Raw genomic sequence first — 26,387 nt, 5'->3', positions numbered from 1 at the left:
GCCAGCTTGGCCAGCCGCTCCTGCAGCTTCTCGCGGTCCCAGTCGGAATCGCTCTTCTCGATCTCGGCGCGCAGCTGCTTGATCCGGTCGGCGACCGCGTCCTTCGAGCCGCCGCCGTCGACGATGATGGTGTCGTCCTTGCTGACCACCACGCGACGGGCCGAGCCCAGCACCTCGGCGCCGACCTCGCGCAGCAGCAGGCCGGCGTCGGGGTTGATCACCTGGCCGCCGGTGACCACCGCCAGGTCCTCCAGGAACGCCTTGCGCCGGTCGCCGAAGAACGGCGCCTTCACGGCGACCGCCTTGAGCGTCTTGCGAAGCGAGTTGACCACGAGGGTCGCCAGGGCCTCGCCCTCGATGTCCTCGGCGATGATCAGCAGCGGCTTACCCGACTCGGCCACCTTCTCCAGCATCGGCAGCAGGTCGGGCAGCGAGCTGATCTTCTCCTGGTGCAGCAGGATCACCGGGTCGTCCAGCACGGCTTCCTGCGAATCGAAATCGGTGACGAAATACGCCGACAGGAAACCCTTGTCGAAGCCGACGCCCTCGGTGAACTCCAGCTCGGTGCTCAGCGTCGAGGATTCCTCGACGCTGACGACGCCGTCGGCGCCGACCTTGGTCATCGCCTCGCCGACCAAGGCGCCCAGCTGCTGATCGCGCGACGACACCGTCGCCACCTGAGCGATCCCGTCCTTGCCGGACACCGGGGTGGCCGCCGCCAGCAGCGCCTCGGACGCTGCGTCGGCCGCCTTGGAAATTCCGAGGCCGAGCTCGATCGGGTTGGCGCCGGCCGCAACCAGGCGCAGACCGCCCTTGACCAACGCCTGCGCCAGCACCGTCGCGGTGGTGGTGCCGTCGCCGGCCACGTCGTTGGTCTTGGTGGCCACCGACTTCACCAGCTGCGCGCCCAGGTTTTCGAACGGGTCTTCCAGCTCGATCTCACGCGCGACGGTGACGCCGTCGTTGGTGACCGTCGGCCCGCCAAATGCCTTGGCCAGCACCACATGCCGGCCGCGGGGGCCCAGCGTCACCCGGACCGCGTCGGCGAGCGCGTTGACGCCGGCCTCGATGGCGCGGCGCGCGGTCTCGTCGTACTCAATAACCTTGCTCATCAGGCTCCTTGTTTGATACCCGCTAACGCATGCCGCCCCGGAAATCACCCGCGCATGCGCGGGGATCGCCGGGGCGGAACACGGTGCTTACTTCGATACGACGGCCAGCACGTCGCGCGCCGACAGGATCAGGTACTCCTCGCCGTTGTACTTGATCTCGGTGCCGCCGTACTTGCTGTAGATCACGGTGTCGCCTTCCGAGACGTCCAGCGGGATCCGCTTCTCGCCGTCCTCGTCCCAGCGGCCGGGACCGACGGCGACGACGGTGCCTTCCTGCGGCTTCTCCTTGGCGGTGTCAGGAATGACCAGACCGGACGCGGTCGTGGTCTCGGCCTCGTTGGCCTGCACGAGAATCTTGTCCTCGAGTGGCTTGATGTTCACCTTCGCCACGATTGGAGCCCTCCACTAGTTAGATCGGGTCCGGGGTGGGTCCCCCGGAATTATCAAGGGATTCGGCAGTCGTCCGTGCCCAAGGGCCGTCGTCGCGGGTGCCGGCACAGGGTTTGGCCGATTGCCACCTAGCACTCTATACACGAGAGTGCTAGCACTCAAGGGCGGCCCGGTGCGTATCGGGTTTTCGCTACCAGCGATCAGCTGACCTGGGCTTTTACCACCGGGAGGCCCGGGTCGGTGGGCGCGTCCAGCGGGGAGGGGGGCGCCCCGGCGGCCACCAGGTGCGCGGCGAAGGAGGCGATCATCGCCCCGTTGTCGGTGCAGAGCCGCGGCCGCGGTATCCGCAGCGTCAGCCCCGCCGCCGCGCAGCGCTGCTCGGCCAGCTCCCGCAGCCGCGAATTGGCGGCGACTCCCCCTGCGATCAGCAGCGTCGAGACGCCAAGCCCGGTCGCCGCCCGCACCGCCTTCATGGTCAGCACGTCGGCGACGGCTTCCTGGAACCCGGCGGCGACGTCGGCGTTGACCGCGTCCGGGTGACTCTCCAGATAGCGCGCCACGGCGGTCTTGAGCCCGGAGAAGCTGAAGGCGTACGGGTCGTCGGCGGGGCCCGTCATGCCGCGCGGGAAGGTGATGGCCCCGCGATCGCCGGTGCGGGCCAGGTCGTCGAGTACCTTGCCGCCGGGGTAGCCCAGCCCCAGCAGCCGCGCGACCTTGTCGTAGGCCTCGCCGGCGGCGTCGTCGACGGTGCTGCCCAGCTCGACGATCGGTTCGCCGAGGGAGCGCACGTGCAACAGGTGCGTGTGCCCGCCGGACACCAGCAGCGCCACGCATTCGGGGAGCGGGCCGTGCTCGTAGACGTCGGCGGCCAGGTGCCCGCCCAGGTGGTTCACGGCGTAGAACGGCACCCCCCACGCGGCCGAATACGCCTTGGCGGCAGCGACTCCCACCAGCAGGGCACCGGCCAGTCCGGGCCCGATCGTGGCGGCGACGATGTCGGGCTTGGCCACGCCGGCCGTCGCGAGCGCCCGGCGCATGGTGGGCCCGAGCGCCTCCAGGTGCGCCCGCGACGCGATCTCGGGGACCACGCCGCCGAAGCGGACGTGTTCGTCGACGCTGGACGCGACCTCGTCGGCCAGCAGCGTCACGCGGCCGTCATCGTCGAGCCGGGCGATGCCGACTCCCGTTTCGTCGCAAGAGCTTTCGATGGCCAAGATGATCATTGGGCACCCCGCCGCATCGTGTAGGCGTCGGCGCCGCTCGCTTTGTAGTAGCGCCGGCGCAGGCCGATCTGTTCGAAGCCGACGCTGCGGTACAGGCCGATCGCCGCCTCGTTGTCGGTGCGCACCTCGAGGAAGACGACGCCCCCGCCGGCGAAGGCCAGCAGGTCGTCGAGCAGCCGGCGCCCGATGCCGCGGCCCTGATAGTCGGGGTCGACGCCGATGGTGTGCACCTCGTATTCGAACGGCGGGGTGCGGCCCAGCCGCGAGATTCCGGCATAGCCGACGAGCGTGCCACCCACCCGTGCGCCGACGTAATGGTTGTGCCGGCTGGCCAATTCGCGGTTGAAGGCCGCCGCGGGCCACGGGTCGTCACCGTCGAACAGCTGACGTTCCAGCTCGGCGCAGCGCGCCGCGTCGGCGGGCGTCAAGGCGCCGAGCGTCACGGGCTCGCTGGGCGCGGTCATCGCGGGGCCGCCATCGGTTTGGCGTCCGGGCGGCGAAGATACAAGGCCACCAACGGCAATGGGCGCTGCGACCAGTCGGGCACCGCGGCCACCAGGCCACCCGGCGTCGGGTGGGTGGGCCCGGTCACCGGCAGGCCGAACAGCGCGGCGTGCTCCGGCGACCCGGCGACGGCGCGCGCGGGGCCGGGGTCCACGTCGGCCGGGGCGTTGACGCCCGGACCCGCCATCCGGAAGCCGTCGCGGTAGCGGGCCCAATAGACCTCGCGGCGGCGGGCGTCGGTGACCACCAGCACGTCGCCCGTGGTGCGCACCCCGATCGCGTCCAGGCTGCACACCCCGCGCACCGGGATGCCCAACGCGTGCCCGTAGGCGGCGGCCGTGGCCATCCCGGCCCGCAGGCCGGTGAACGGCCCGGGTCCGCAGCCCACCACGACGGCGTCCAGGTCGGTCATGGACAAGCCCGCATCCTCAAGGGCGGCAAGCACATTCGGGGTCAGGCGTTCGGCGTGCGCCCGGGCGTCGACGGTGATGCGTTCGGCCAGCACCGTGAGGTCGGCGCGGCGCACGATCCCCGCGGTGACGGCCGGGGTGGAGGTGTCCAGGGCCAGAATGCGATTCACGACCGGCTCCACTGCCACGACGCGATCCGCACGTCGGATCCGCTGAGGCGCTCCAGGCGAATGTCGAGGTGCCACTCGGCGAGGCGCTCGACGAGACCCTCACCCCACTCGACCACCACGACCGCGTCGTCGAGCTCGGTGTCGAGGTCCAGCGAGTCGAGCTCACCCAGCAGGTCGGCGCCGGCGGTGTCCAACAGCCGGTACATGTCGACGTGAATCATCGCCGGTGCGCCCGGGCGCCGCGGCGGGTGCACCCGCGCCAGCACATAGGAGGGCGAGGTGACCGGGCCTTCGACGTCCATCGCCGCGGCAATCCCCTTGGCCAGCACCGTTTTTCCCGCTCCCAGCGGACCGGTGAGCACCACGACGTCGCCCGCGCACAGCTGCGCGCCGAGCCGCGACCCGAACGCGATGGTGTCCTCGACGCGTTCGAGGGTGGCCGTGCCGCCCGACTCAGCCACGACGGCGCAGCCTCTCCCGAAGCCACCGGGCCGCCAGCGCGGTGCGGCCCGGGGTGGCCCGCTTGACCAGCCGGACCAACCCGTGATTGATCGCCTCCGGCTTGTCCAGCAGCGCGAGGTGGCTGGCCCCGCGCACGATGACCAGCTCGGACTGCGGCAGTGACGCCGCCATCTTGCGGGAGTATTCGTCCGGTGTCAGCAGGTCGTGGTCACCGCAGGCGATCAGGGTGGGGATGCGCAGCAGGGTCCACAGCCCGGCGGTCTCGTCGTGGGCCTCCAGGGCGTCCAGGAACTCGACCATGGTCGGGATCGGGGTGCCGTTCATCATCCGCTGCGAAAAGGCGTCCAGGCTCCGGCTCACGTGCAGGTCGCTGTAGGAGGCGGCCCGCAGGATCGGGCCGATCAGCGACCGCGACACGTTGCGGCCGCGGTGCATCAGCTTCGGCGCGGACCGCGCGGTGAACCGAAACGCTTCCAGCGCAGGGTTTTTCAGGATCTCGCCCAGCGGCGACCGGGCGACCCCCTCGGCCGCCGAGCTGATCAGCGCGGCCCCCACGATCCGCCGCCCGTACTGGTCGGGGAATTGGCGCGCGTGCGACAGCACCGTCATGCCGCCCATCGAGTGGCCCACCAGCACCACCAAGCCGCGCGGTGCGACCACCTGCAGCACGCTTTCCAGGTCTTTTCCGAGCTGGGTCAGCGTGTAGCTCTCGGGCGTGGCCTCGTCGGATTTGCCGTGCCCGCGCTGGTCGTAGAACACCATCCGGACGCCGGGGCCCAGGTGGTGTGGCAGCCGCGTCCGCTGAAAGTGGAAGGCGCCCATCCGAAGACAGAAGCCGTGGACGAAGACCATGGTCAACGGGGCGTCCGCCGGGCCGGCCTCGCGGATGGCGAGCGACACGCCGTCGGGGGTGGTGACCACCGAGCGGCGGTCGTCGTCGATCCGGTCGAAATCCTCGTCGGCGTACGGGTCTTCGGCGCCGTGGGTGCGCTGGATCATCGAACGGCGGGCGGAGGCTCCGACGATGGTGGCGAGGGCAGTCACCCCCGCCCCTCCCGCAAGCCATGCCCCCTTCTGGCGCCTGCGGGCTCTCTCACGGCTCAATGGTTCGCGCCTCGCGGTAGGTCCGGGTGATGCGCCCGCGCGGGCTGGTCACCACTTCGTAATGGATGGTGCCGAGCAGGTCGGCCCAGTCCTGCGCGGTGGGTTCCCCGCCGCTGCCCGGGCCGAACAGGATGGCCTCGTCGCCCTCGGCCACGTCGGGCCGGCCGGGGCCGAGGTCGACGACGAACTGGTCCATGCAGATTCGCCCCACCCCGGGCCGTCGCTTGCCGTTGATCAACACCTCCAGCCGTCCCCCCAGCGAGCGGAAGACGCCGTCCGCGTAGCCCACCGGCAGCAGCGCCAGATTCGTGTCACGCTCCGCGGTCCAGGTGTGCCCGTACGACACGCTCTCGCCGGCGCTGATCGACTTAACAAGCGCCACAGGGCATTTCACCGTCATCGCCGGGACCAGCCCCATGTCGCCGAGCTCGGGGACCGGGCTCAGGCCGTACACGGCGACGCCGGGCCGCACCAGGTCGAAGGCCAGATCGGGGCGCGACATGGTGGCCGACGAGTTGGCCAGGTGGGCGACCTCGAACCGCACCCCCTGCTCGCCCGCCTGCGCCAGCATGTCGCTGAAGCGTTGGGCCTGAAGGTCATTGACGGGGTTGGCCGGTTGATCGGCGAACACCATGTGGGACATCAGCCCACGCAGCCGGATGGCCTCCTCGGCGACCGCCCGGCGCAGGGCGGTCAGCATCGACGGGTACCGCGCGGGGTGAACGCCGTTGCGGTTCAGCCCGGTGTCGACCTTGAGGGTCACGGTCGCGGTGCGGCCCGTCCGGCGCGCGGCGTCCAGCAGCTCGCCCAACTGGCGCTCGGACGACACCGCGATCTCCACGTCGGAAAGCAGCGCGGGCCCGAAGTCGATGCCGGGCGGGTGCAGCCAGGCCAGCACCGGCGCGGTGATGCCGTCGGCGCGCAGCGCCAGCGCCTCGGCGACGGTGGCGACGCCCAGCTCGGCCGCCCCGCCGGCGAGCCCCGCGCGGGCGGACTGGCTGGCGCCGTGGCCATACCCGTCGGCCTTGACGACCGCCATCACCTGCGCGCGCCCCGCGTGCTCGCACAACACCCGCGTGTTGTGCTCAATGGCGCCCAGGTCCACCAGGGCCTCGGCGAGGACGCCCGGGGTCAGGGATATCGGGGTAACGGCCACGGCGGCCATTGTCCCAGAAGTGCCGAACCGCCCGTCGAGCGTCGACTTGTTGGCGAACATCCGGCCTGGTCAGCCCAACAAGTCGACGTTGGGCGCGCAACCTAGTGCGCGAAGTGCTGCGCGTCGTAGTGCCCGCCCGGCTTGACCTTGTCCAGCGACGCGAGCGCCGAGGTGGCGTCGTCGTGCAGCGCCCGGGCCAGGTCGGCGGACAGCCCCTCGCGCACCACGATGCGCAGCACCGACACGTTCGTGGCGTTGTCGGGCATCGTGTAGGCGGGCACCTGCCAGCCGTAGGTGCGCAGCTCGTGGGAGACGTCGAACTCGGTGTAGCCGCGGTCCTTGGCCAGCCGGAAGGCGACCACGGGGATCGCCGAGCCGTCCGAGATCAGGTCGCAGTGATCGCTGACCCGCAGTTGCTCGCCCAGCCAGCGGGCCGTCCCGGACAGCGCCTGCATCACCTTGGTGTAGCCGTCGCGGCCCAGCCGCAGGAAGTTGTAGTACTGGCCGACCACCTGGTTGCCCGGGCGGGAGAAGTTCAGCGTGAACGTCGGCATGTCGCCGCCGAGGTAGTTGACCCGGAACACCAGCTCCTCGGGCAGGTGCTCCTTGCTGCGCCACACCACGAACCCGACGCCGGGGTAGGTCAGCCCGTACTTGTGCCCGCTGACGTTGATGGACACCACCCGGGGCAGCCGGAAGTCCCACTTGAGCTCCGGATGCAGGAACGGCACCACGAACCCGCCGCTGGCGGCGTCCACGTGCACCGGCACGTCCACGCCGCCGTCGGCCGCCAGCTTGTCCAGCGCGCCGCAGATCTCGGCGACGGGTTCCAGCTCGCCGGTGTAGGTGGTGCCCAGGATGGCCACCACGCCGATGGTGTCCTCGTCGACGGCGTCGACGACCTGCTCGGGGGTGATGACGTAGCGCCCCTCCTCCATCGGCAGGTAGCGCGGCTCGACGTCGAAGTAGCGGCAGAACTTCTCCCAGACCACCTGGACGTTGGATCCCATCACCAGGTTGGGGGTGCGGCCCTTCCAGTCCTTGCCGGCCCTCTGCCGCCACCGCCACTTCATGGCCAGCCCGCCCAGCATGACCGCCTCGCTGGAGCCGATCGTGGACACCCCGCAGGCGCTGTAGGGGTCGGCATCGTTCAGGCCGTCGGCGTGGAACAGGTCGGCCACCATGCACACGCAGCGCTGCTCGATGGCCGCGGTCGCCGGGTACTCGTCCTTGTCGATCATGTTCTTGTCGAACGTCTCCGCCATCAGCCGCCCGGCCTCGGGGTCCATCCAGGTGGTCACGAAGGTGGCCAGGTTCAGCCGCGAACTGCCGTCGAGCATCAGCTCGTCGTGGATGAAGCGGTAGGCGGCCTCCGGGTCCATCGATTCGTCGGGCATCCGCAGCGCGGGCACCGGCGCGGTGAACAGCCGGCCGGTGTAGGCGGGGGCGATGGCGTGCGCGGGCAATGAAGGATGTTGGGGCACTTGGGATCCTCTCGTTATAGGGCGGCCAGCGCGGCCCTGATGTGCGGCACGATCCGGGACGCCGACGTGGGCGCGTCACCGGGGCCCGGGTCGGCGGCCGACAGCGCCGCGGCCCGCGCGTGGACGAACGCGGCCGCGGCCGCGGCCTCCGCGGCCGGCAGGCCGGCCGCGAGCAGCGCGCCGATCATGCCGGACAGCACGTCGCCGGAACCGGCGGTGGCCGCCCAGGATTGGCCGGCCGGGTTGAGGTACACCGGGCCGCCCGGATCGGCGATCACGGTGACGTTGCCCTTGAGCAACACCGTGACGCCGAGGGCGTCGGCCAGCTTCCGGCACGCGCCCACCCGATCGTCACCGGGCGGATTGCCGGCCAGGCGGGCGAATTCACCCGCGTGCGGGGTCAGCACGGTGGGCGCCTGGCGGCCCGCGACCAGGTCGGGGTGCGCGGCCAGAATGGTCAGCGCGTCGGCGTCGACGATCACCGGCAGGTCGGTCTCCAGCGCGAACCACAGCGCGGCGGCCCCGGTGTCGTCGGTGCCCAATCCCGGTCCCACGACCCAGGATTGGACCCGCCCGGCCGACGCCGGGGTGGGTGACGCGATCACCTCCGGCCAGTGCGCGAGCACCTCCCGGTGCGCACTGCCGGCGTAGCGGACCATGCCGGAGGTGGCCGCGACGGCGGCGCCGGTGCACAGCACGGCGGCGCCGGGATAGGTCGACGAGCCGGCCATCACGCCGGTCACGCCCTGGGTGTACTTGTCGTCGTGGGGGCCGGGCACCGGCCAGCGCGCGGCCACGTCGGCCGCCTCCAAGCCCACCAAGTCGGTGTCCGGCAGATCGAGCCCGATGTCGATCAGCTTCACCCGCCCGCAGTCGGCGAGCGCGTGCACGGGTTTGAGCCCGCCGAAGGTGACGGTCAGGACCGCCCGCACCGCCGGGCCGGGGATCGCCCCGGTCGCCGCGTCGACGCCGCTGGGGATGTCGACCGCGACCACCGGGATACCCGCGGCGTCGACCGCGGCGAACACCTGCGCCGCGGCCGGCCGCAGCGCCCCGGAGCCGGAGATGCCGACCACCCCGTCGATGACGAGATCGGTTGTGGGCGAGACGCTTTCGACGACACGGCCGCCGGCCTTGGTGAATGCAGCCAGCCCCTTGGCGTGGGTGCGTTCCGGATTGAGCAGCACCGCGTCGGCGGCGGCGCCGCGCCGGCGCACGAAGGTGGCGGCCCACAGCGCGTCGCCACCGTTGTCACCCGAGCCGACGACCGCGCACACCCGGCGGCCGGACACCCCGCCGGCGCGGGCCCGCAGTTCGGCGACGATCTCGGCGGCCAGGCCGAAGGCCGCGCGCCTCATCAGGGCCCCGTCGGGCAGGCTGGCCAGCAGCGGCGCCTCGGCCTGGCGGATCGCGTCTACGGAGTAGTAGTGCCGCACCATTGCCACATTACGGGTCGGCGGCCGCGCGGATCAGGCCGATGCCTCGGGCGAGCGGCGCCGCCGCACCGCGGCCCGCAGCCGGGCCGGGCTGAGCTGCCGGGGGTCCTTGTGCCGCGTCATCGGGTAGAAGCAGAGCCCGACGAGGATCGAGGTGAAATGCCCGATTGCGGTGAAGTTCAGCTCAATACGGTCCATCGTGATCAACGGGAAGCCGAAAATGATGAACAGCACGGCCAGATAGCCCCACCGCCACGGCGGCGCGATGTGATAGGCCAGCACCGCCATCACCCCGACCAGGAAGTAGCTCACGCCGATGTCGCGGGCGTTCACCAGCCGCTCCGACGCGTCGCGTTGCTCGATCGCCAGATACAGCAGACCCTCGCTGAAATAGGTGGACAGGATGTGGGCACTCAATCCCACTGTGAGCCAACGCAATTGACCGAGCCAGTGTTCGGCCGGCGCCAGGAACAGCGTGAACAGCAGCAGGTAGGGGGTCAGGTTGTACCCGTCGATCCACAACAGGCTGGAGAACAGCACGTCGAGCGGATCGCGCGCCAGCCCGTGGATGTTGGTGGAATGGTGCATCAGCATCTTGTGCAGTTGCCGCTGGGGCAGCCAGTGCTGCAGGAGCGTCGTGATCAGCAGGACGATGAGCCACCCGTAGGTCAGGGGCGCGCCGCTGACGTAGTGCCAGACCGCGAGGCCCATGCTGCGCAGTCGGGACCGCACCGGTGCATCCGTCACGTCATCACCTTCGCACGCTCGCGACGCGCCGTCCCGGTTAGACGGCAAACGCGTCAGGCCGACTTCGCCGGTGGTTCGGCGTCGGGACGCAGATGCCGCCACCAGCAGGTGATGTAGAGCAGCATCGAGATCACCAACACGACGAGCACCCAGAGCACGATCGTGATGTCGATCCAGCCGCCGAACGGCGGCGAGCCGGGAAGCGCGTTGCGCAGCGGCACCACCGCGAAGAGCATCGCCGCGTACCACGTCGTCATCGGGGGCTGAAACTTTCGCCGGTTGCGCGCCGTCTGAACCGCGACGAACAGGCCCAGTGCGGCAATGGCGATCAGCACGCCGCAGATCACGACGCCGAACGCCGCAGCGCTCAGGGATCGTTTCAGGCTCACCCGGTACGGGCCGAGCCCGCCGCCGTTGCTGGCGTGGACCTGCCAGCCGGGAAGGTGGTTGACGAACGTCGCGGGCAAGCGCTCGGGGACGCCCCCCTCGCCGCCGTGCAACAGCTCGACCTCGATCGGCCCCGACTCGTAGCGGTCGAAGGGCCAGCGCTCGATCTCCCCGGCGATGGTCACCGGGACCGGAAACACCCCGGGCAGCATGCCCTTGGTCCAGCTGCGCCGGACCGGCGTCGCCGCGGACCGGACCCACAGGCTGAGGTCTTCGTTGAGGTGCTGCGTCTGCGGGTCCAGCAGGGACGATCCGGGCGAGATGGACAGGTTGAGCACCAGCACGCTGTAGTTCGATTGCACGTCTTCGACCGAAAACGTTGCGGTACTGGTGCTGCCCACCGCCGGGACTTCGGCCCGGTGATGCGCCGTCCGGCTGTGCGCGTACAGCGCAACCGACGCGACGTATGCCGCGACGAACGAGACGATGAGACCTACGACGGCGAACCTCATGCTGGGTTCGCCGGCGCCGCGGTCACCTCGGGTCGCAGATGGCGCCACCAGCAGGAGATGTAGAGCAGCATGGACAACACCAGGACGACGAGCACCCAGAGCACCAGGGTGATGTCGATCCAGCCGCCGAACGGCGGCGAGCCGGGAAGCGCGTTGCGCAGCGGCACCACCGCGAAAAGCATCGCCGCGTACCACGTCGTCATCGGGGGCTGAAACTTCCGGCGGTTGCGCGCCGTCTGAACCGCGACGAACAGGCCCAGCCCGGCGATGGCGACGAGCACGCCGCAGATGACGAGGCCGAACGCCGCGGCGCTCAGCGAGCGGTGCACGCTCACCCGGTAAGGGCCGGCCCCCTCGGTGGACACCTGCCAACCGGAAAGGTGGTTGACGAAGGTCACCGGCAGCCGTTCGGCGACGGTTTCGCTGCCGCCGCGCATGAGCTCGATCTCGACCGGCCCCGACCCGTAGCGGTCGAACGGCCAATTCTCGATCTCCCCCGCGATGGTCAGCGGGACGGGAAAAACCCCGGGCAGCATGCCCTTGGTCCAGGTGCGGCGGGTCGGCGTCGCCACGGATCGCACTCGCAGACTGAGGTCTTGGTTGAGGTGCTGGGTCTCCGGATCCAGCAGGCCCGACGCGGGCGAGATGGACAGGTTGGCCATCAGCACGCTGTAGTTCGATTGAATGTCCTCGATCACCAGCGTGGCCGTGCTTCGGTCACCCGCCGCGGCGGTGTCCTGGTGGTGATGGTGTCCCCCGCTGTTGGCATACAACGCGACCGAGGCGACGTACGCCCCGACGACCCCCACGATCAGAGCCACGACGCCGAACTTCACGGCCACCCCCTACTCGATATCGAAAAGCGTTGCAGCAAATGGGATTTCAGCCCGAAGGCGCCGGGACGGGGTCGGGCGGCGGGGCGGGAACCTCGGGCTTCAGGTGCCGCCACCAGCAGACGATGTAAATCAGCATCGCGGTCACCAACGCGACGATCACCCAGAGCACGATCGTCACGTCGATCCACGCCCCGAAGGGTGGCAGGCCGGGCAGCGCGTTGCGCAGGGGCACCACGGCGAACAGCATCGCCGCGTACCACGTCGTCATCGGCGGCTGGAACTTCCGCCGGTTGCGCAGCGTCTGGACGGCGACGACGACGGCGAGGCCGGCGATCGCGATGAGCACGCCGCAGATGACCATGCCGAACACCGCGGTGCTCAGCGCGCGCCGCACGTGCATGCGGTACGCCTCATGGCCCGGGATCTTGGACATGGTGACCTTGAAGCCCGACAGGTGGTCGATGAGTCTGACCGGAATGAGTATGGGGGGCTTAGTCGTATCTCCACCGGGAAAGAGTTGCACCTCGATCGGCCCCGACTCGTAGTTGTCGAAGGGCCAGCGTTCCAGGTGACCGGCGATGGTCAGCGGCAGCGGGAAGACGCCGGGAAGCATGCCCGGCGAATAGTCCTTGCGACTGGGCTGGGCCGACGATCTGATTCGCAGCACCAGATCTTCCTTGAGGCGGTGGGTGACCGGATCCAGCAGCGAGGGCCCCGGTGCGACAGCCACATTGGCGACGACGGCGCTGTAGTTGGACTGCATCTCCTCCACGGTCAGGGTCGCCATGCTCTGGCTGGCGGTCTCCGCGTTGTCGCTCAGGGTGCCGGGGGCGGACCCTTCGACGGTGTCCTTGTAGAGGCCGATCAGCGCGATGTATGTTCCGAGAACGAGCACGATGATTCCCACCGTGGCGAGCCTTCTGACCGCCGGTCGCATGCTGCTCCTCACCCCATGGAGTTGCTGTTCCAGAGGGCAATCTAATGGAATGGCCGCGCATCTCGCGGCGATACGGCCGAAGCCGTTCGTTTGTCGGCGCCTATTCGACGGCCCCGATTGTCTCGTTCCTCCTCGCCGCGCAAGCGCGACGCATCGTCACTCGACGGTAACGGACTTGGCCAGGTTGCGCGGCTTGTCGACGTCGTAGCCGCGGGCCTGGGCCACCGAGGCGGCGAACACCTGCAGCGGGATGGTCGACAGCAACGGCTGCAGAAGCGTTGACACCGCTGGAATTTCGATCAGGTGGTCGGCGTAGGGCCGCACGGTGTCGTCGCCCTCTTCGGCGATGACGATGGTGATCGCGCCGCGCGCCTGGATCTCGCGAATGTTGGATAGCAGCTTGGCGTGCAGCGTGGCCTGCCCCTTGGGTGAGGGCATGACGACGATCACCGGCAGGTCGTCCTCGATCAGCGCGATCGGGCCGTGCTTGAGCTCGCCGGCGGCGAACCCCTCGGCGTGCATGTAGGCCAGTTCCTTGAGTTTCAGCGCGCCCTCGAGCGCCACCGGGTAACCGACGTGGCGTCCCAGGAACAACACGGTCGAGGACTGGGCGAACCGATATGCCAGCGCGGCCACCGGCTCGATCATCGCGAGCACCCGCGCGACCAGGTCCGGCATCGACTCCAGCTCCTGGTACTCCCGCTCGACCTCGTCGGGGTATTTGGTGCCGCGGGCTTGGGCCAGCGCCAGCCCCACCAAATAATTGGCGGTGATCTGGGCCAGGAACGTTTTCGTGGAAGCCACGCCGATCTCGGGGCCGGCGCGGGTGTAGAGCACGGCGTCACACTCGCGCGGGATCTGCGAGCCGTTGGTGTTGCAGATCGCCAGCACCTTGGCCTTCTGCTCCTTGGCGTGCCGGACGGCCTCCAGGGTGTCAGCGGTCTCCCCGGACTGGGAGATGGCGACCACCAGGGTGCTGCGGTCCAGCACCGGGTCGCGGTAGCGGAATTCGCTGGCCAGTTCCACTTCGACCGGCAGCCGGGTCCAGTGCTCGATCGCGTACTTCGCGAGCAGCCCGGAGTGATACGCGGTGCCGCAGGCCACCACGAACACCTTGTCGATCTCGCGCAGCTCCTGATCGGAGAGCCGCTGTTCGTCCAGCACGATCCGGCCGTCGACGAAGTGCCCCAGCAGGGTGTCGGCCACCGCGGCGGGCTGCTCGGCGATCTCCTTGAGCATGAAGTACTCGTAGCCGCCCTTTTCCGCGGCGGCCAGGTCCCAGTCGATGTGGAACTCGCGGTACTCGACATCGGCGTTGCCGTGGAAGTCGGTGATCCGGTAGCCGTCGGCGGTGAGCACCACGGCCTGGTCCTGGCCGAGTTCGATGGCGTCGCGGGTGTGCGGGATGAACGCCGCGACGTCGGAGCCGACGAACATCTCCCCGTCGCCGATCCCGAGCACCAGCGGGGTGGAGCGCCGGGCGGCCACGATGGTGCCGGGGTCGTCGGCATTGGTGAACACCAGGGTGAAGTGGCCCTCCAGCCGGCGCAGCACGGCCAGCACCGAGGCGGGGAAGTCGCCGGCGGTCTCGCCGTGCCGGTAGGCGTGCGCCACCAGGTGCACGGCGACCTCGGTGTCGGTGTCGCTGACGAATTCGACGCCCTCGGCCTCCAACTCGTGCCGCAGGCTGGGGTAGTTCTCGATGATGCCGTTGTGGACGACGGCGATCTTGCCGGCGGCGTCGCGGTGCGGGTGCGCGTTGCGGTCCGTCGGGCGCCCGTGGGTGGCCCACCGGGTGTGGCCCAAACCGGTGGTTCCGCCGAGCGATTCGGCCGGCATCTGGGCGACCGCGTCCTCCAGGTTGGCCAGCCGGCCGGCCCGGCGGCACACGGTCAGCGTCCCGGCGCCGTTGACCAGTGCGATGCCCGACGAGTCGTAGCCGCGGTACTCCATCCGGCGCAGCGCATCCATGACGACCTGGCAGGCAGGCTGCTGCCCGACGTAGCCGACAATTCCGCACATTTGAACCAGGGTAGTGCAGGCCGCACCCCCAGCCCGCACTCCGCGGGTAGGGTTAGGCCGCCCACCTGCGCGAAAGGCCCGATTTGAGCGACCCGTACCGCCAGTTCTCCGTCCGGCTCACCGAGCACATCGGCGCCCTCGTGCTCTGGTACAACCGTCGCTACACCTTCACCGGCACACTCGAACAGTGCGAACGCGCATACCGCTCGGCGCAGACCCTCAACTTGCTGGCGGGTTGGTGGAGCCTGCTGTCGGTGCTGGTCATGAACTGGATCGCGCTGATCTCGAATTGGAACGCGATCCGGGAGGTGCGCAGGCTGGCCGCGCAGCCCGCCCCCGCCGGCTACGGCGCCGGGCCCGCCGCCGGCTACATCCCGGCCCCGCCCGCCGCCGGCCCGCCGCCGGGGTGGTACCAGGACCCGTCGGGGCCCGGACAGCGCTACTGGGACGGGGCCCGGTGGACGTCGTGGACGCATCCGCCCGGTTTTCCGGCGCAAGGACGCTGAGCTTCCGCTTCACACCGTCTTCATAAACGGCAGAAACGTTTTTCACCTGATGTATTTGTGGCGTTTTCGCATGCGTCATCGCTCTAGCAATTCAGCTACTTAGAATTCTGCTTATCGGCTAGGACTGGCTCCCACCGAAGTCAGCAGAAAGGACGGCTCGTTGACGCCCGCAAGATGATCACCACCTGGGGGAATCGCAGATCCACCGGTGAGAACGCGCGCAGCGCAACCATATCTTCTTCCACAATAACCGTTTAATACAGACATCAATGCCGATTGTCTAGCTACCCGGTAATCGCGTTTAACGCCTCGCCGTTAATTCGGCTTGGCCAGAAAATTCAAACTACGCGTAAACCGCTTGTTCATAACTGTTAATCCGAAATTCTGTATTCCTTCAAGGGGAGAATCATGACTGCTGTCCTGTTCGACGACGTGGTAACCAGCTCGCCCGCGCCCGCCCTGACGCTGGCTCCCGCGCCCACGACCACGCCCGCGCCCCGGCGCCGTCACCGTGCGCCGCTCAGCAGCGGCGACCCGATGGTGGACGCCGCGGCCCGGGTGCTGAGCATCCCGTTGCGCCACATGTACGCGGCGCTGTGGCGGGTGGGTGTGATCGAAGTCAGGGCCTAGCCGCGATGCGCTAACGTCGACGCGTGGCCCGCACCCGCAAGCTCTTCGCAGCCCTGCAACGCCGTGGCCCGCATCGCGTTTTGCGCGGTGACCTGGCGTTCGCCGGGCTGCCGGGGGTGGTGTACACGCCGGAGGCGGGGCTGAATCTGCCCGGGATCGCGTTCGGCCACGACTGGCTCACCAAGGCCGCCCGCTATGCCGGTCTGCTCGAACACCTGGCGTCGTGGGGCATCGTCGCCGGCGCACCCGACACCGAACGCGGCCTGGCCCCGTCCGTGTTGAATTTCGCCTACGACCTCGGCACCGCGCTGGACATCGTGTCGGGCGTGCGCCTGGGCCCGGGCAAGATCAGCGTGCATCCGGCCAAGCTCGGCGCCGTCGGGCACGGTTTCGGCGGGTCAGCCGCCGTGTTCGCCGCGGCCGGCATGCCGAACAAGCTGGCCGCGGCGGCGGCCCTGTTTCCCGCCGTCACCAGCCCCCCGGCCGAAGATCCGGCCCGGACGCTCAAGCTGCCGGGGCTGATCCTGACCGCGCCGGGCGATCCGCACTCGCTGACCTCCAACGCCCTGTCGCTGTCGCGCGCGTGGGACGCGGCCACGTTGCGCATCGTCAGCAAGGCCCAGCCCGGCGGACTGGTCGAGGGCCGGCGGCTGACGAAGGTGTTCGGCCTGGCTAGCCCGCACCGGCGCACGCAGCGGACCGTGCGCGCCCTGCTGACCGGTTACCTGCTCTACACGCTGGGTGGCGACAAGACCTACCGCGACTTCGCCGATCCCGATGTGCAGCTGCCCAAGACCGACGCGCTGGATCCCGAGGCGCCGCCGGTCGCGTTGGAAGAGAAGATCGTCGCGCTGTTGAAGTGACGCGGCATCTGGGTAATTGCCCAACTGTGCCGAACCGGATCGTCGAGGAAACCCGAAACGCCGCCCGTCGGTGCGGTCGTGGTATCTGTCGTTGATGCGAATCGGGATCGCTCTGGATTATTCGGGCGGCTTTCATCAGGCCGTGGACCGCGTGGTGGAACTCGAGAAGGCCGGCATCGACATCGCCGTGGTTGCCGAGGCGTACGCGTTCGACGCCGTGAGCCAGCTCGGCTATCTGGCCGCCAAGACGAACACCGTCGAGTTGGCCTCGGGGGTGTTTCCCATCTACATCCGCACGCCGTCGCTGCTGGCGATGACCGCCGCGGGCCTGGACTTCGTGTCCGACGGGCGATTTCGGCTCGGCATCGGCACCTCCGGGCCGCAGGTGATCGAGGGCTTCCACGGCGTGGAGTTCGACGCCCCGCTGGGCCGCACCCGCGAGATCGTGGAGATCTGCCGCAAGGTGTGGCGGCGGGAAAGGCTGCAGCACAACGGCAAGCAATACCAAATCCCGCTGCCCGCCGACCGCGGGACAGGTCTGGGCAAGTCCCTGCAGCTCATCAATCACCCCGTGCGCGAACGCATTCCGATCACGATCGCCGCGCTGGGCCCGAAGAATGTCGAGCTCACCGCCGAGATCGCCGAGGGCTGGCAGCCCGTGTTCTACCTGCCGGACAAGGCCGCGTCGGTCTGGGGCGACGCGCTGGCGGCCGGCGCGGCCAAGCGGGATCCCGCGCTGGGGCCGCTGGACGTGATGGTGCACGCGTCGGTGGCCATCGGCGACGACGTCGACGACCGGCTGGCGTGGGTCAAGCCGCAGCTGGGGCTGTACCTCGGCGGGATGGGCGCCAAGGGCCGCAACTTCTACCACGCCCTGGCCACCCGCTACGGGTTCGGCGACGTGGCCGACCGTATCCAGGAGCTGTACCTGTCGGGCCGCAAGAAGGAGGCGATCGACGCGGTGCCGGACGAACTGGTGCGCGGCATGTCGCTGGTCGGCCCGCGCGGATACGTCGCCGAACGCCTGGCCGCCTTCGCCGAGGCCGGCGTGACGACCATGTTGCTCAGCCCGCTGGGCAACGACCGCGCCGAATCCCTGCGTTTTATCGAGGAAATCCTGCAGCTGCGCCCCTCCTGAGCGGTCACTGCCCCGCCTGCGGCAGCTGGTCGGCGGCGATCTCGCAGGGCGTCTTGCCATCGGTCCCCGGCGGAGGCGGTTCGCCCGCCGGCGCCGCATCCGGCGCGGGCGCCCCCGGCGGCGGGGCCTCCGGCACCGGCGCGTCCGCCGGCATGGGCGCGTTCTCGGGCACCGGCACCTCCTCGGGCATTGGTGCACCCTCCGGCGTCGCCGCTTCGACCGGCTGCACCGCCCCGTCGGGTGTGGCCTCTCCTTTCTCCGCGGGCTCGTCGTCCGCGTCGTCGGGCTGAAAGGGGTCCTCGTCGAAGGCATCCCCGTCGTCGAGGGCATCCCCGTCGTCGAGGGCATCGGTAACCCCCGACCCGTCGCCCGTCGAGCCGATCAGCCCACCGACCGCATCGACGATCCTGCCGGCCAGCCCGAGCAGGCCGTCCCCGCCACCGCCGAGCCCGCCGCCCAGGCCTCCCCCCGGCATGCCGGCGGCGTCACCGAGCGCGCTTCCCCAATCCTGTTGCGGCGGGGCGGGAATCGGGGCGGGCGCTAGGGTCGTCGCGGTCGGCGCGGGATCCACCGGCGGGCCCGGGACCGCGGCGGCGGGCGCGACCGCCACGGGCGATGCGCTGGGCGGGGCCGGCCGCGGCGGCTGGTATCCGGGCCCGAGATCGCCCGGGGATTCGAAGCGGGCGGTCGGCGCGGCGGCCATCCGGTCGGTGACCATGTCGTAGGACGTGGCGACGCCATCGCGCGTCGAGCGCATCGTGGTCAGCCAGTCATCGCGAATCTCGTTGTCCACGTATGGCATTACCTGCTCGCGCACCGCCTCTTCGGCCCCTAGCCGATCCCCCGTACCCGTCGTGAGCGCGGCGGCGGCGCCCAGCCATGCGGGCCGCTGCGCCTGTGTGCGGTCGTCGATGGCGATGGCGGTCGCGACCTTCGAGTCGACCAGGTACCACAGGTTGTCGCGCAGCGATTCGCACCGTTGCGCCGCCGCGCGCAGTTCGGTGGCCACCACGCCGGCGGTGTCGCAGTGGTGCTCCACGAATTGCACCGCGGCATCCCCGGCCGGCCCCGTCCACGCCGCGGCCAACTCGGCCACCTGCGCCCGCTGCATGCGCAGCGCTTCGGAGACCGCGTCGGCCGCCGCGCGCAGTTCCGCGCAGTCCCGGTCGAGGGCGCGCAGGTCGAGGCCGTCTTCGGTGTCGTACCAGTCGCGGATCTGCGAGGGCTGCGCCGTAAGGTCGGGATGTTGATAGCCCAGGGCGTGGCACGCCCGCACGTAAGTCTGAGTGTGCTCGACGGCGGGCAGCCCCTCGGCGAGGCGCCCGGCGACGTCCAACCGGTCGGCCACGGTCAGGCGATCCGCGCCGCGGCGTACAGCTCGGCGTCGGCGTAGCGGTCGGCGCTGGCCCGCAGCGCGGCGGCGATCTCGACGGACGCCCGCGACCACTGCTCGACCTGGGCGGTCAGCCGCTCCAGCTCGGCGCGCAACGCGTCGCCGCGGGCGGCGTGGGCGCGCCCGGCGCCGGCCCCGCCGAACGAAAGCCGGCCCAACTGATCGCTCAACGCGCGGTCGAGAATGTCCGCGGCGGCGCGGAATTGGCCGGCGATGCGGTGCGTGGCCGCGACGTCGATCTCGGTGCGGGCCACGGTGACGGGCCGTGTTCCCCTGTCGAATCTCATGCCTAATCCGACGCCCGGGGACGCGTCCGGGTTCCTCGCAGATTCGGCGCGGCCGGTGTGGCACATCCAAGAACAGTGAAACCCGTTGCGGGCGAACGCTATTGGTAGCTAGGATGCTGGGCTTGGTGCCGGCCAGCCCGGGGCCGGTGGCTGGGTGGGAAAGTTCGAGCGTGGATACTCACCGCCGCGAACGAGATCGGGGTGTGGGGGCGCTTTGGCGCGGCAGGCGTCGGTGTCCCGGGCGAGATCAGGCCATTCCGCCGCGAGCCCGTATTCGGCGAAGTACCCACCCTGATGACCGGTGATCCTCCAGCCGCCGAACACGTCGGCCGACGGCGCGCGCGCCGGTCCCTGTTGGGCGGGCAGTTGCGGGCCGGTGGTGGCGGGAGCCGTCATCGTGATTCGCATCGGCTCGATCCCCGAATCGGGGGGAGGCTGGCCGATGTTCGGGGTGTACCCGTGACCCCGCGCTTGCGCGGTGCCGAACATATATTCACAGACCACCACCGTCACGTCACGGCCAGAGGTCGCGATCGACAGGATGTGGTCGTATTCGGTTCCTACCCAGGGATTTTCGGTCCTGCGGTCGGTCTTCGGCCACAGGAACCGGGTGCCCGTCGGGTTGTCGATCGGCTTGTCGGCGTCTACCGCCTGCTTGAATCCCGGGTACAGGAATTTGTCCTCACCGGTGATGGAGGCCAGCAAGTAGGACTCGGCGTAGGCCCGAACCGCAACGGCGGGCCAGGTGGTGACGGCGATATCGGGTTCCGCGCTCCACACCACGCTGAAATCGTTAAGTGTCGGCGGCCACCCCGCAGGCGTCGTGGAGGTGGGCGACGCCGACTGGCCGGAGTGACTGCCTGAAGCGCAGCCGACCAGCGAAACCGTGATGGTCGACAGCGTCATCAAAAAGCGTCTTGCGCGCCGAATGTAAGTCATTTCTTCCCCGGGGGTTCCGGTACGCCGATGACGTTGTTGTAGCGGTCGACCATGTACTGGTCCGGCGACATCTTCTCATTCGGCGGCAGGTTCAGCGACTGGGACAACACCGGGCCAAGGACATTGTTGTACTGGCCGGCGGTGAGATCGGGATGTTTGGCTTGCATCTCGTCCAGGGTCGCGATTCGCCCATTGGGGTGATCGTGGTCGTAGACAACATATTCGGGTGGCAGTCCCGAGATGTGCTGGTTTGCGCCGAGCAACGCATCGAGCATGTGTTCGTCGGCGTTTCCGATGTCCATGGGCTGGATCGGCGTCTGGCCCGGTGCGGTGGGCGCCGGCCCCAACATGTCGTTTTCGAGGTTATGCCCAAGCATGCCAATCGCGGGCCCGCTGACTTTGCCCACCCCCGGGACCCAACCACCGACCGTGCTGGCGGCCTGGACGCCGTCTTCGTAGGCCAGCTTCTTCGAGTCGTATTCCGAAAGCTGTTGGTGGTAACCGTTTTGTTCGTTCGCTTCGTAGGCATTGTGGGTTCCCACGTCGACCAGTCCTCGCAACGTGGCGGCGTCGTAGAGCTGGTCGCTGTAACCGTCGTGATTCGGGTTCAACGCGAATGACGAGTCGTGCAGCAACGCCTGGGTGTACGCATTCTTGTTGAAGTCCCGCGCGGCGGTGGGGTCGCTGTCGATCACCGAGAATATGCCCTTGGCGAGAGGCAGTGCGCCGGAATGGACGTCGCCGTTGGTGTCGAGCGGTCTGCCGAATTCCGGCAGCCCGCCCGATGTTCCGGCGATGTTGTTGACGTACGGGTCGAGGCCGTGGCCCATCGCTTGGACAAGGTCGGGGTTCACTTGCCCCAAGGTGTGGTTGCCCGGGAGATGGAGCAAGTCCGTGGACGCGTGGTGGCCGACGTAATCGGCGTAGGCGCGGGCGGTTTCACCGGCGATCTTGGCTTCCGGTCCCTGCGCGGCGTCGCCGGTCCAGGAGAACAGCGAACCGACCGCCTGCCCGTTGTCCTTCCACGCGTGATGGGTGAGGTTCCGCAGGAACTTGTCGTGATCGCCGCCGGTCATGGTGTCGTGGACGACCTGGTGATCCGGCGACATCGCGGACAGCACGTTGGACACCGCGGGGTCCATGGCGGGATCGCGCTCGACGTTTTGGCCCTGGCTCGCCGGGTCGTGCTGCCACAGCGGGGTGTCCATCATGGCCCCCGCCTTGCGGATCATCGCCCGATCCAGATCGGTGTTCGTCTGGAACGATTTGTCGCCGTCCTTGACGATGTTGGCGATGTCGTTGGTTTGGCGCATGTATTCCAGGCCGGACGAATTCAGTGCCTGCTGAACACTTTCGGGCAGCTGCGCCGCGCCGCCCTTCACCGTGTCGGTGCCCTGCTTCGCACCGACCTGCAGCGGCGTCTTGGGAAACGTGAGGTTGGGATTGCTCATCAGCTGCCACGAGTTGCCGATCATGCCCTTCTCGTCGCCGAGCCGTTGTTCGGCGGTCTTGAGGGCATCGATCGACATGCCGTGTTCTTGAGCTTGCAGCTGGCTCAACACCGACGCCTGCTCGGCGGTCAACGGCACCTTCCCCGCCCGCTGATCGGGCGTGATCGAGTTGAGCACCCCGTTCACGCGGGCGGCGGCGCCCTTGTCGCCGCCCAGCGCGCCCTTGACGTCTTGCTCGGCTTGCTCGGGTGTCTCGGCCTCGTGACCGTCGACACCCAGGACACGGCCCGGGTCGTACCCGTCGTTGGCCAGATTGGTCTGGGCCTGGTGCAGCGAGTTCGAATAGTTGTCGCGGATGGCGTGCAGCTGGTCGAGCGCATCTTTGGTGTCCTCGACCGCGTCGGCTTTCGCGTCCTTGATCAAGGTCTCCAGTGCCTGGCGATCTTGCGCACTCAGGTCGGAATGCCGAAGCTCCTCCTTGGCCGCGCCGATGATTCTGTCGAGAACCTGCAGCCGGCCATCCAGGGTGGCGATGTCTGCGGCACCGGCCTTCTGCGCCTCGGCCAACGCGGCGGCGATGTTTTCCAAATCCGCGCCGATCTTGGGCAACTGCTCGGACTGCGCTCCCAGCGCCTGGGCCGTGCGTTGCACTTCAGCGGAGCCGTTGATCGGGTGATCCCCATTTTGGTGATTCCAGGCGGCGTCGAAGCGCTTGCGGGCCTGCTCAAAGGCATGATCGGACTCGGCAGTGGAACGCCCCGCCGCGTGAAAGGCGTTGGCCAGGTTGGAGATCTGTGCGGGCTGCCCCGCTTGCAGAGTCTGGTTCACTGCCCACGGATCACCGCCGGCCCCGGCCACCAGCTCACCGACACTCAGGTTAGCCAGCTGAACCAACCCGAAGCTCCTCCCCGCCCGACGCTCGCCGCCACCCGCCATCGAACGTCATCACACTACTGCCGCACGCTATCCCGTCAATTCAGTGTGGTGCGACGGCCGGGTTCCGATTCAGCGCGCGGAGCTGACCGCCTCGGCGACCCGGTTCGCGACGCGCTGGGCGACGTCGGCCTCGGGGGCTTCCACCATGACCCGGATGACGGGCTCGGTTCCAGACGGGCGCAACAGGATTCGGCCGGTGTCGCCGAGTTCGGCCTCGGCGTCGCCGACCGCGGTGCGCACCGAGGGCGCGGCGGCGGCGGTGTCCTTGTCGGTGACGCGGACGTTGATCAGCACCTGGGGCAACGTCTGCATCGGCGCGGCGAGCTCGGTCAGCGACGAGCCGGTCTGCACCATGCGGTTCATCAGCCGCAGCCCGGTGACGATGCCGTCGCCGGTGGAGCCCAGCGCGGGCATCACGATGTGGCCCGACTGCTCGCCGCCCAGGCTGTACTCGCCGGCCCGCAGTTCCTCGAGCACGTAGCGGTCGCCGACGCCGGTGGTGCGCACGGTAATGCCCGCGGCGCGCATGGCCAGGTGCAGCCCGAGGTTGCTCATCACGGTGGCCACCAGCGTGTCCGAGGCCAGCTCGCCGGCCTCGCGCATCGCCAGCGCCAGCACGACCATGATGGCGTCGCCGTCGACGAGCTCGCCGTTGGCGTCGATGGCCAGGCAGCGGTCGGCGTCGCCGTCGTGGGCCAGGCCGAGGTCGGCGCGGTGGGCGATGACCGCGGCGCGCAGCGAGTCCAGGTGGGTGGAGCCGCAGTTGTCGTTGATGTTCAGCCCGTTGGGGTCGGCGTTGATCGCGATCACCCGCGCACCGGCCGCCCGGTAGGCGCGCGGCGCCACCGACGAGGCCGCGCCGTGCGCGCAGTCGACCACCACGGTCAGGCCGTCGAGGCGCAGCGTGCTGGCCTTGCTCAGGTGCCGCAGGTAGCGGTCGTCGGCGTCCTCGGCGTCGATGACGCGGCCGATCCCGGCGCCGACGGGGCGCGCCCCGGCTTCCGCGGTGACCAGCGCCTCGATCCGGTCCTCGGTGTCGTCGTCGAGCTTGCGGCCGCCGGGGCCGAAGATCTTGATGCCGTTGTCGGGCATCGGGTTGTGCGACGCCGAGATCATCACGCCGAAGTCGGCGTCATAGGCGCCGGTCAGGTAGGCCACCGCCGGGGTGGGGAGCACCCCGACGCGCAGCGCGTCAACGCCCTGGCTGGTCAGCCCGGCGATCACCGCGGCCTCCAGCATCTCGCCGCTGGCCCGGGGGTCGCGCCCGATCACGGCGACGCGCCGGCCCGGTCCGCCCGCGCTGGCCAGGTGCCGCGCGGCGGCGGCGCCCAGCTCGAGCGCCAACTCGGCGGTCAACTCCCGGTTGGCGACCCCGCGGACACCGTCGGTGCCGAATAGTCGACCCATGCGGAAAAACCTCTCACAGTTGGCGGCCGTTCACCTAACGTGCCCGTTCTTTTCTGACCGAAACGGGGCGCGTTTGGGCGCAGACACGCCGATGCAAGCGCGGAACGACCCAGTTTGAGGCCCCGTTGCGGCCAGAAAGTGATGGTTGATCAGCGCTTGCTGTACTGAGGCGCCTTGCGGGCCTTCTTCAGGCCGTACTTCTTGCGCTCGGTGGCACGCGGGTCACGGGTGAGGAAGCCGGCCTTCTTCAGCGCCGGACGGTCCTCGGGCTGCGCCAGGATCAGCGCCCGGGCGATGCCCAGGCGCAGCGCCCCGGCCTGGCCCGACGGGCCGCCGCCGTGCAGCAGGGCGAAGATGTCGAAGCTCTCCACCCGGTCCACCGTGACCAGCGGGGCCTTGATGAGCTGCTGGTGCACCTTGTTGGGGAAGTAGTCCTCCAGGCTGCGGCCGTTCAGGTCGAACTTGCCGGTGCCGGGCACCAGGCGCACCCGCACGACGGCCTCCTTGCGGCGGCCGACGGTCTGAATGGGCCGGTCGAAGACGAACGGCTCCGGGGCGGGCGCGGGCGCGGCGGCCTCGGCCGGCACGTCCGGGGTTTCGGTGGCCGTGGGGTCGGGGGTTTCCAAGGCCTCGGTCGTTTCGGTCACTGGGCCACCTGCTTGATCTCGTACGGAACCGGCTTCTGAGCGGCGTGGGGGTGCTCCGGGCCGGCGTAGACGTGGAGTTTGCGCTGGATCTGACGGCTGAGCTTGTTCTTGGGCAGCATGCCGACGATCGCCTTCTCGACGACGCGGTCGGGGTGCTTTTCCATCAGCTCGCCGGTGGTGCGCGAGTGCAGGCCGCCGGGATACCCCGAGTGGCGGTAAGCCAGCTTGCTCTGCAGTTTGTCGCCGGACAGGGCGACCTTGTCGGCGTTGATGACGATGACGAAGTCACCGCCGTCGACGTTGGGGGCGAACGTCGGCTTGTGCTTGCCGCGCAGCAGGGTGGCTGCCGCGACGGCAAGGCGGCCAAGCACCACGTCCGTGGCGTCGATGACGTACCACGACCGCGTGGTGTCACCCGCCTTTGGCGCGTAGGTGGGCACAGCGCTTACCTTTTCTTTCTCGAGGTGGATCCCGGGTCGAGCCGGGTGCCGGTCAGGCGGTTGCGGTGGGGCTGGTCTCGGCGACCGACGTTGACCCGAGGCCCCGGCGTACCGCACGCCAACCGAGCAGCTTACCGATGCGCGTCCCCGCAGGTCAAAACGACTGCGTGGTCCCAGCGGCTCTCCCCCGCCGGGACCACACAGACGACTATGGGCGCGGCTACCGTCCCCAGACGCCGGCCGCCCGCCGATCGGCGTCGGCCACCTCGTCCGCGCCGTCGCGCACCGCGTTGCCGAGATCGACCAGTATTTCGTTGAGCGCCGTCGCCGCCTGGTGCCACTTCTGCTGTTCAACCTGGTAGGCGGCCGCCGCCTCGCGTGTCCAGAGCTGCTGCAACGGGGCGATCTGCGACCTCAGTTCGTCCAGCGCCGCATTGAAGCGAGCCGACGTGCTGTGGATCTCCTGGCGCACCGAGAACTCGATTTCGCCGAAGTCATAGGAAAGCACCGATTCCACGGATCATCCTTCCGATCACAGGTCTCCGCCGGCGGCGGCGATATGGGTTGCGTGGGCGTGGCCGGCCTCCTGCAGGGTGATCGCGTTGTGCCGAATGGTCTCGCCGATCGAGTGCAGGACGTGATAGAGCCGCGTCGACTCCGCGTTCCAGCGATCCACCACCTCTTTGAACCGCGCGGCCGCGACCCCACCCCAGACCGACGGCGGCACCGCGCCCATGCGGCCGATGAACCCTTGCAGCATGGCCCGGATCTCCTCGTTGCGGGCGTCCGTCGTGGCCGCGACCGACCGCATCAGGTCGAAATCGGTGCTCAGGGAGTTCGGTGCAGTCATACCAAGTT

28 protein-coding genes are annotated in these 26,387 nt (G+C 69.4%); 4 read left to right on the top strand and 24 right to left on the bottom strand.

Going from position 1 to position 26,387, the window contains the following annotated elements; all coding sequences use genetic code 11:
- The 15 genes from groEL to glmS form a co-directional block, all read right to left on the bottom strand.
- Positions 1 to 1,112: chaperonin GroEL (groEL, locus tag A5702_RS17535; RefSeq protein ID WP_068222214.1), on the bottom strand; the 1,112-nt coding region annotated here is incomplete at its 3' end.
- Between the two features lie 87 nt (positions 1,113 to 1,199).
- Entirely contained in the window at positions 1,200 to 1,502 is a 303-nt protein-coding gene (groES, locus tag A5702_RS17530; RefSeq protein ID WP_007167930.1) for a co-chaperone GroES, read from the bottom strand.
- 200 nt (positions 1,503 to 1,702) lie between these two features.
- Entirely contained in the window at positions 1,703 to 2,725 is a 1,023-nt protein-coding gene (gene tsaD, locus A5702_RS17525; RefSeq protein WP_068222210.1) for a tRNA (adenosine(37)-N6)-threonylcarbamoyltransferase complex transferase subunit TsaD, read from the bottom strand.
- Positions 2,722 to 3,189, bottom strand: a complete 468-nt coding sequence (rimI, locus tag A5702_RS17520) for a ribosomal protein S18-alanine N-acetyltransferase (protein WP_068222207.1) — start codon at positions 3,187 to 3,189, stop codon at positions 2,722 to 2,724. Before rimI ends, tsaD begins: the two co-directional genes overlap by 4 nt.
- The gene (gene tsaB / locus A5702_RS17515) at positions 3,186 to 3,809 is read right to left on the bottom strand and encodes a tRNA (adenosine(37)-N6)-threonylcarbamoyltransferase complex dimerization subunit type 1 TsaB (protein WP_068222226.1); all 624 of its coding nucleotides are present in this window, start codon (positions 3,807 to 3,809) and stop codon (positions 3,186 to 3,188) included. Before tsaB ends, rimI begins: the two co-directional genes overlap by 4 nt.
- Positions 3,806 to 4,270 (bottom strand): tRNA (adenosine(37)-N6)-threonylcarbamoyltransferase complex ATPase subunit type 1 TsaE, encoded by a 465-nt coding sequence (gene tsaE, locus A5702_RS17510; protein WP_068222204.1) that lies wholly within the window; start codon positions 4,268 to 4,270, stop codon positions 3,806 to 3,808. Before tsaE ends, tsaB begins: the two co-directional genes overlap by 4 nt.
- Positions 4,263 to 5,315, bottom strand: coding sequence for an alpha/beta fold hydrolase (locus A5702_RS17505; RefSeq protein ID WP_197506598.1), 1,053 nt, complete (start codon positions 5,313 to 5,315; stop codon positions 4,263 to 4,265). Before A5702_RS17505 ends, tsaE begins: the two co-directional genes overlap by 8 nt.
- Before the next feature lie 49 nt (positions 5,316 to 5,364).
- Positions 5,365 to 6,531 carry an alanine racemase gene (alr, locus tag A5702_RS17500; RefSeq protein WP_156669661.1) on the bottom strand — a complete coding sequence of 389 codons (1,167 nt, stop codon included), beginning with the start codon at positions 6,529 to 6,531 and terminating at the stop codon, positions 5,365 to 5,367.
- 101 nt (positions 6,532 to 6,632) lie between these two features.
- Positions 6,633 to 8,015 (bottom strand): glutamate decarboxylase, encoded by a 1,383-nt coding sequence (locus A5702_RS17495; RefSeq protein ID WP_068222198.1) that lies wholly within the window; start codon positions 8,013 to 8,015, stop codon positions 6,633 to 6,635.
- A gap of 14 nt (positions 8,016 to 8,029) precedes the next feature.
- The gene (locus tag A5702_RS17490) at positions 8,030 to 9,451 is read right to left on the bottom strand and encodes a bifunctional ADP-dependent NAD(P)H-hydrate dehydratase/NAD(P)H-hydrate epimerase (protein ID WP_068222220.1); all 1,422 of its coding nucleotides are present in this window, start codon (positions 9,449 to 9,451) and stop codon (positions 8,030 to 8,032) included.
- 33 nt (positions 9,452 to 9,484) lie between these two features.
- A complete protein-coding gene (locus A5702_RS17485; RefSeq protein ID WP_068222194.1) occupies positions 9,485 to 10,162 on the bottom strand; it encodes a rhomboid-like protein in 678 nt (225 codons plus the stop codon).
- A gap of 89 nt (positions 10,163 to 10,251) precedes the next feature.
- Positions 10,252 to 11,097 carry a DUF4436 domain-containing protein gene (locus tag A5702_RS17480; protein ID WP_068222191.1) on the bottom strand — a complete coding sequence of 282 codons (846 nt, stop codon included), beginning with the start codon at positions 11,095 to 11,097 and terminating at the stop codon, positions 10,252 to 10,254.
- The gene (locus A5702_RS17475; RefSeq protein WP_068222217.1) at positions 11,094 to 11,933 is read right to left on the bottom strand and encodes a DUF4436 domain-containing protein; all 840 of its coding nucleotides are present in this window, start codon (positions 11,931 to 11,933) and stop codon (positions 11,094 to 11,096) included. Before A5702_RS17475 ends, A5702_RS17480 begins: the two co-directional genes overlap by 4 nt.
- 46 nt (positions 11,934 to 11,979) lie before the next feature.
- Positions 11,980 to 12,870, bottom strand: coding sequence for a DUF4436 domain-containing protein (locus A5702_RS17470; protein ID WP_055404796.1), 891 nt, complete (start codon positions 12,868 to 12,870; stop codon positions 11,980 to 11,982).
- A gap of 156 nt (positions 12,871 to 13,026) precedes the next feature.
- Complete coding sequence (gene glmS / locus A5702_RS17465; RefSeq protein ID WP_068222188.1) at positions 13,027 to 14,892, bottom strand: glutamine--fructose-6-phosphate transaminase (isomerizing); 1,866 nt, start codon at positions 14,890 to 14,892, stop codon at positions 13,027 to 13,029.
- Positions 14,893 to 14,957: 65 nt separating this feature from the next.
- Here glmS and A5702_RS17460 point away from each other — a divergent pair, with 65 nt between their 5' ends.
- The 4 genes from A5702_RS17460 (at position 14,958) to A5702_RS17445 (ending at position 18,029) form a co-directional block, all read left to right on the top strand.
- Positions 14,958 to 15,398 carry a DUF2510 domain-containing protein gene (locus A5702_RS17460; protein WP_369817929.1) on the top strand — a complete coding sequence of 147 codons (441 nt, stop codon included), beginning with the start codon at positions 14,958 to 14,960 and terminating at the stop codon, positions 15,396 to 15,398.
- A 408-nt stretch (positions 15,399 to 15,806) separates the two neighbouring features.
- Positions 15,807 to 16,028: an Rv1535 family protein gene (locus A5702_RS17455; RefSeq protein WP_055404785.1), complete on the top strand. Its 222-nt coding sequence runs from the start codon at positions 15,807 to 15,809 to the stop codon at positions 16,026 to 16,028.
- 23 nt (positions 16,029 to 16,051) lie between these two features.
- Positions 16,052 to 16,891 carry a dienelactone hydrolase family protein gene (locus A5702_RS17450; protein ID WP_068222183.1) on the top strand — a complete coding sequence of 280 codons (840 nt, stop codon included), beginning with the start codon at positions 16,052 to 16,054 and terminating at the stop codon, positions 16,889 to 16,891.
- A gap of 94 nt (positions 16,892 to 16,985) precedes the next feature.
- Positions 16,986 to 18,029, top strand: a complete 1,044-nt coding sequence (locus A5702_RS17445) for an LLM class F420-dependent oxidoreductase (RefSeq protein ID WP_055404795.1) — start codon at positions 16,986 to 16,988, stop codon at positions 18,027 to 18,029.
- 4 nt (positions 18,030 to 18,033) lie between these two features.
- On the opposite strand, the gene A5702_RS17440 is transcribed toward A5702_RS17445, so the two are convergent.
- From A5702_RS17440 to A5702_RS17400, 9 genes are all read right to left on the bottom strand, one after another.
- Complete coding sequence (locus tag A5702_RS17440; protein ID WP_068222180.1) at positions 18,034 to 19,377, bottom strand: hypothetical protein; 1,344 nt, start codon at positions 19,375 to 19,377, stop codon at positions 18,034 to 18,036.
- A gap of 2 nt (positions 19,378 to 19,379) precedes the next feature.
- Positions 19,380 to 19,709 (bottom strand): type VII secretion target, encoded by a 330-nt coding sequence (locus tag A5702_RS17435; RefSeq protein WP_055403418.1) that lies wholly within the window; start codon positions 19,707 to 19,709, stop codon positions 19,380 to 19,382.
- Positions 19,710 to 19,817: 108 nt separating this feature from the next.
- Entirely contained in the window at positions 19,818 to 20,615 is a 798-nt protein-coding gene (locus A5702_RS17430; RefSeq protein ID WP_231633818.1) for a hypothetical protein, read from the bottom strand.
- Between the two features lie 29 nt (positions 20,616 to 20,644).
- Complete coding sequence (locus A5702_RS17425) at positions 20,645 to 22,993, bottom strand: hypothetical protein (protein WP_231633817.1); 2,349 nt, start codon at positions 22,991 to 22,993, stop codon at positions 20,645 to 20,647.
- A gap of 111 nt (positions 22,994 to 23,104) precedes the next feature.
- Positions 23,105 to 24,442 (bottom strand): phosphoglucosamine mutase, encoded by a 1,338-nt coding sequence (gene glmM, locus A5702_RS17420; protein ID WP_055403416.1) that lies wholly within the window; start codon positions 24,440 to 24,442, stop codon positions 23,105 to 23,107.
- A gap of 149 nt (positions 24,443 to 24,591) precedes the next feature.
- A complete protein-coding gene (gene rpsI / locus A5702_RS17415) occupies positions 24,592 to 25,029 on the bottom strand; it encodes a 30S ribosomal protein S9 (protein ID WP_156349558.1) in 438 nt (145 codons plus the stop codon).
- Between the two features lie 56 nt (positions 25,030 to 25,085).
- Positions 25,086 to 25,529: a 50S ribosomal protein L13 gene (gene rplM, locus A5702_RS17410; protein WP_007172542.1), complete on the bottom strand. Its 444-nt coding sequence runs from the start codon at positions 25,527 to 25,529 to the stop codon at positions 25,086 to 25,088.
- Positions 25,530 to 25,749: 220 nt separating this feature from the next.
- Positions 25,750 to 26,046: a WXG100 family type VII secretion target gene (locus A5702_RS17405; RefSeq protein ID WP_055403414.1), complete on the bottom strand. Its 297-nt coding sequence runs from the start codon at positions 26,044 to 26,046 to the stop codon at positions 25,750 to 25,752.
- 15 nt (positions 26,047 to 26,061) lie between these two features.
- The gene (locus tag A5702_RS17400) at positions 26,062 to 26,379 is read right to left on the bottom strand and encodes a WXG100 family type VII secretion target (RefSeq protein ID WP_055403413.1); all 318 of its coding nucleotides are present in this window, start codon (positions 26,377 to 26,379) and stop codon (positions 26,062 to 26,064) included.
- Between the last annotated feature and the right edge of the window lie 8 nt (positions 26,380 to 26,387).

Origin of the sequence: Mycobacterium sp. E3339, assembly GCF_001666915.1 — a bacterium.
In the GTDB taxonomy this organism is placed as follows: domain Bacteria; phylum Actinomycetota; class Actinomycetes; order Mycobacteriales; family Mycobacteriaceae; genus Mycobacterium.
The sequence above is the reverse complement of the archived record's forward strand: the minus strand, read 5'-3'. Positions and strand labels throughout refer to the sequence as shown.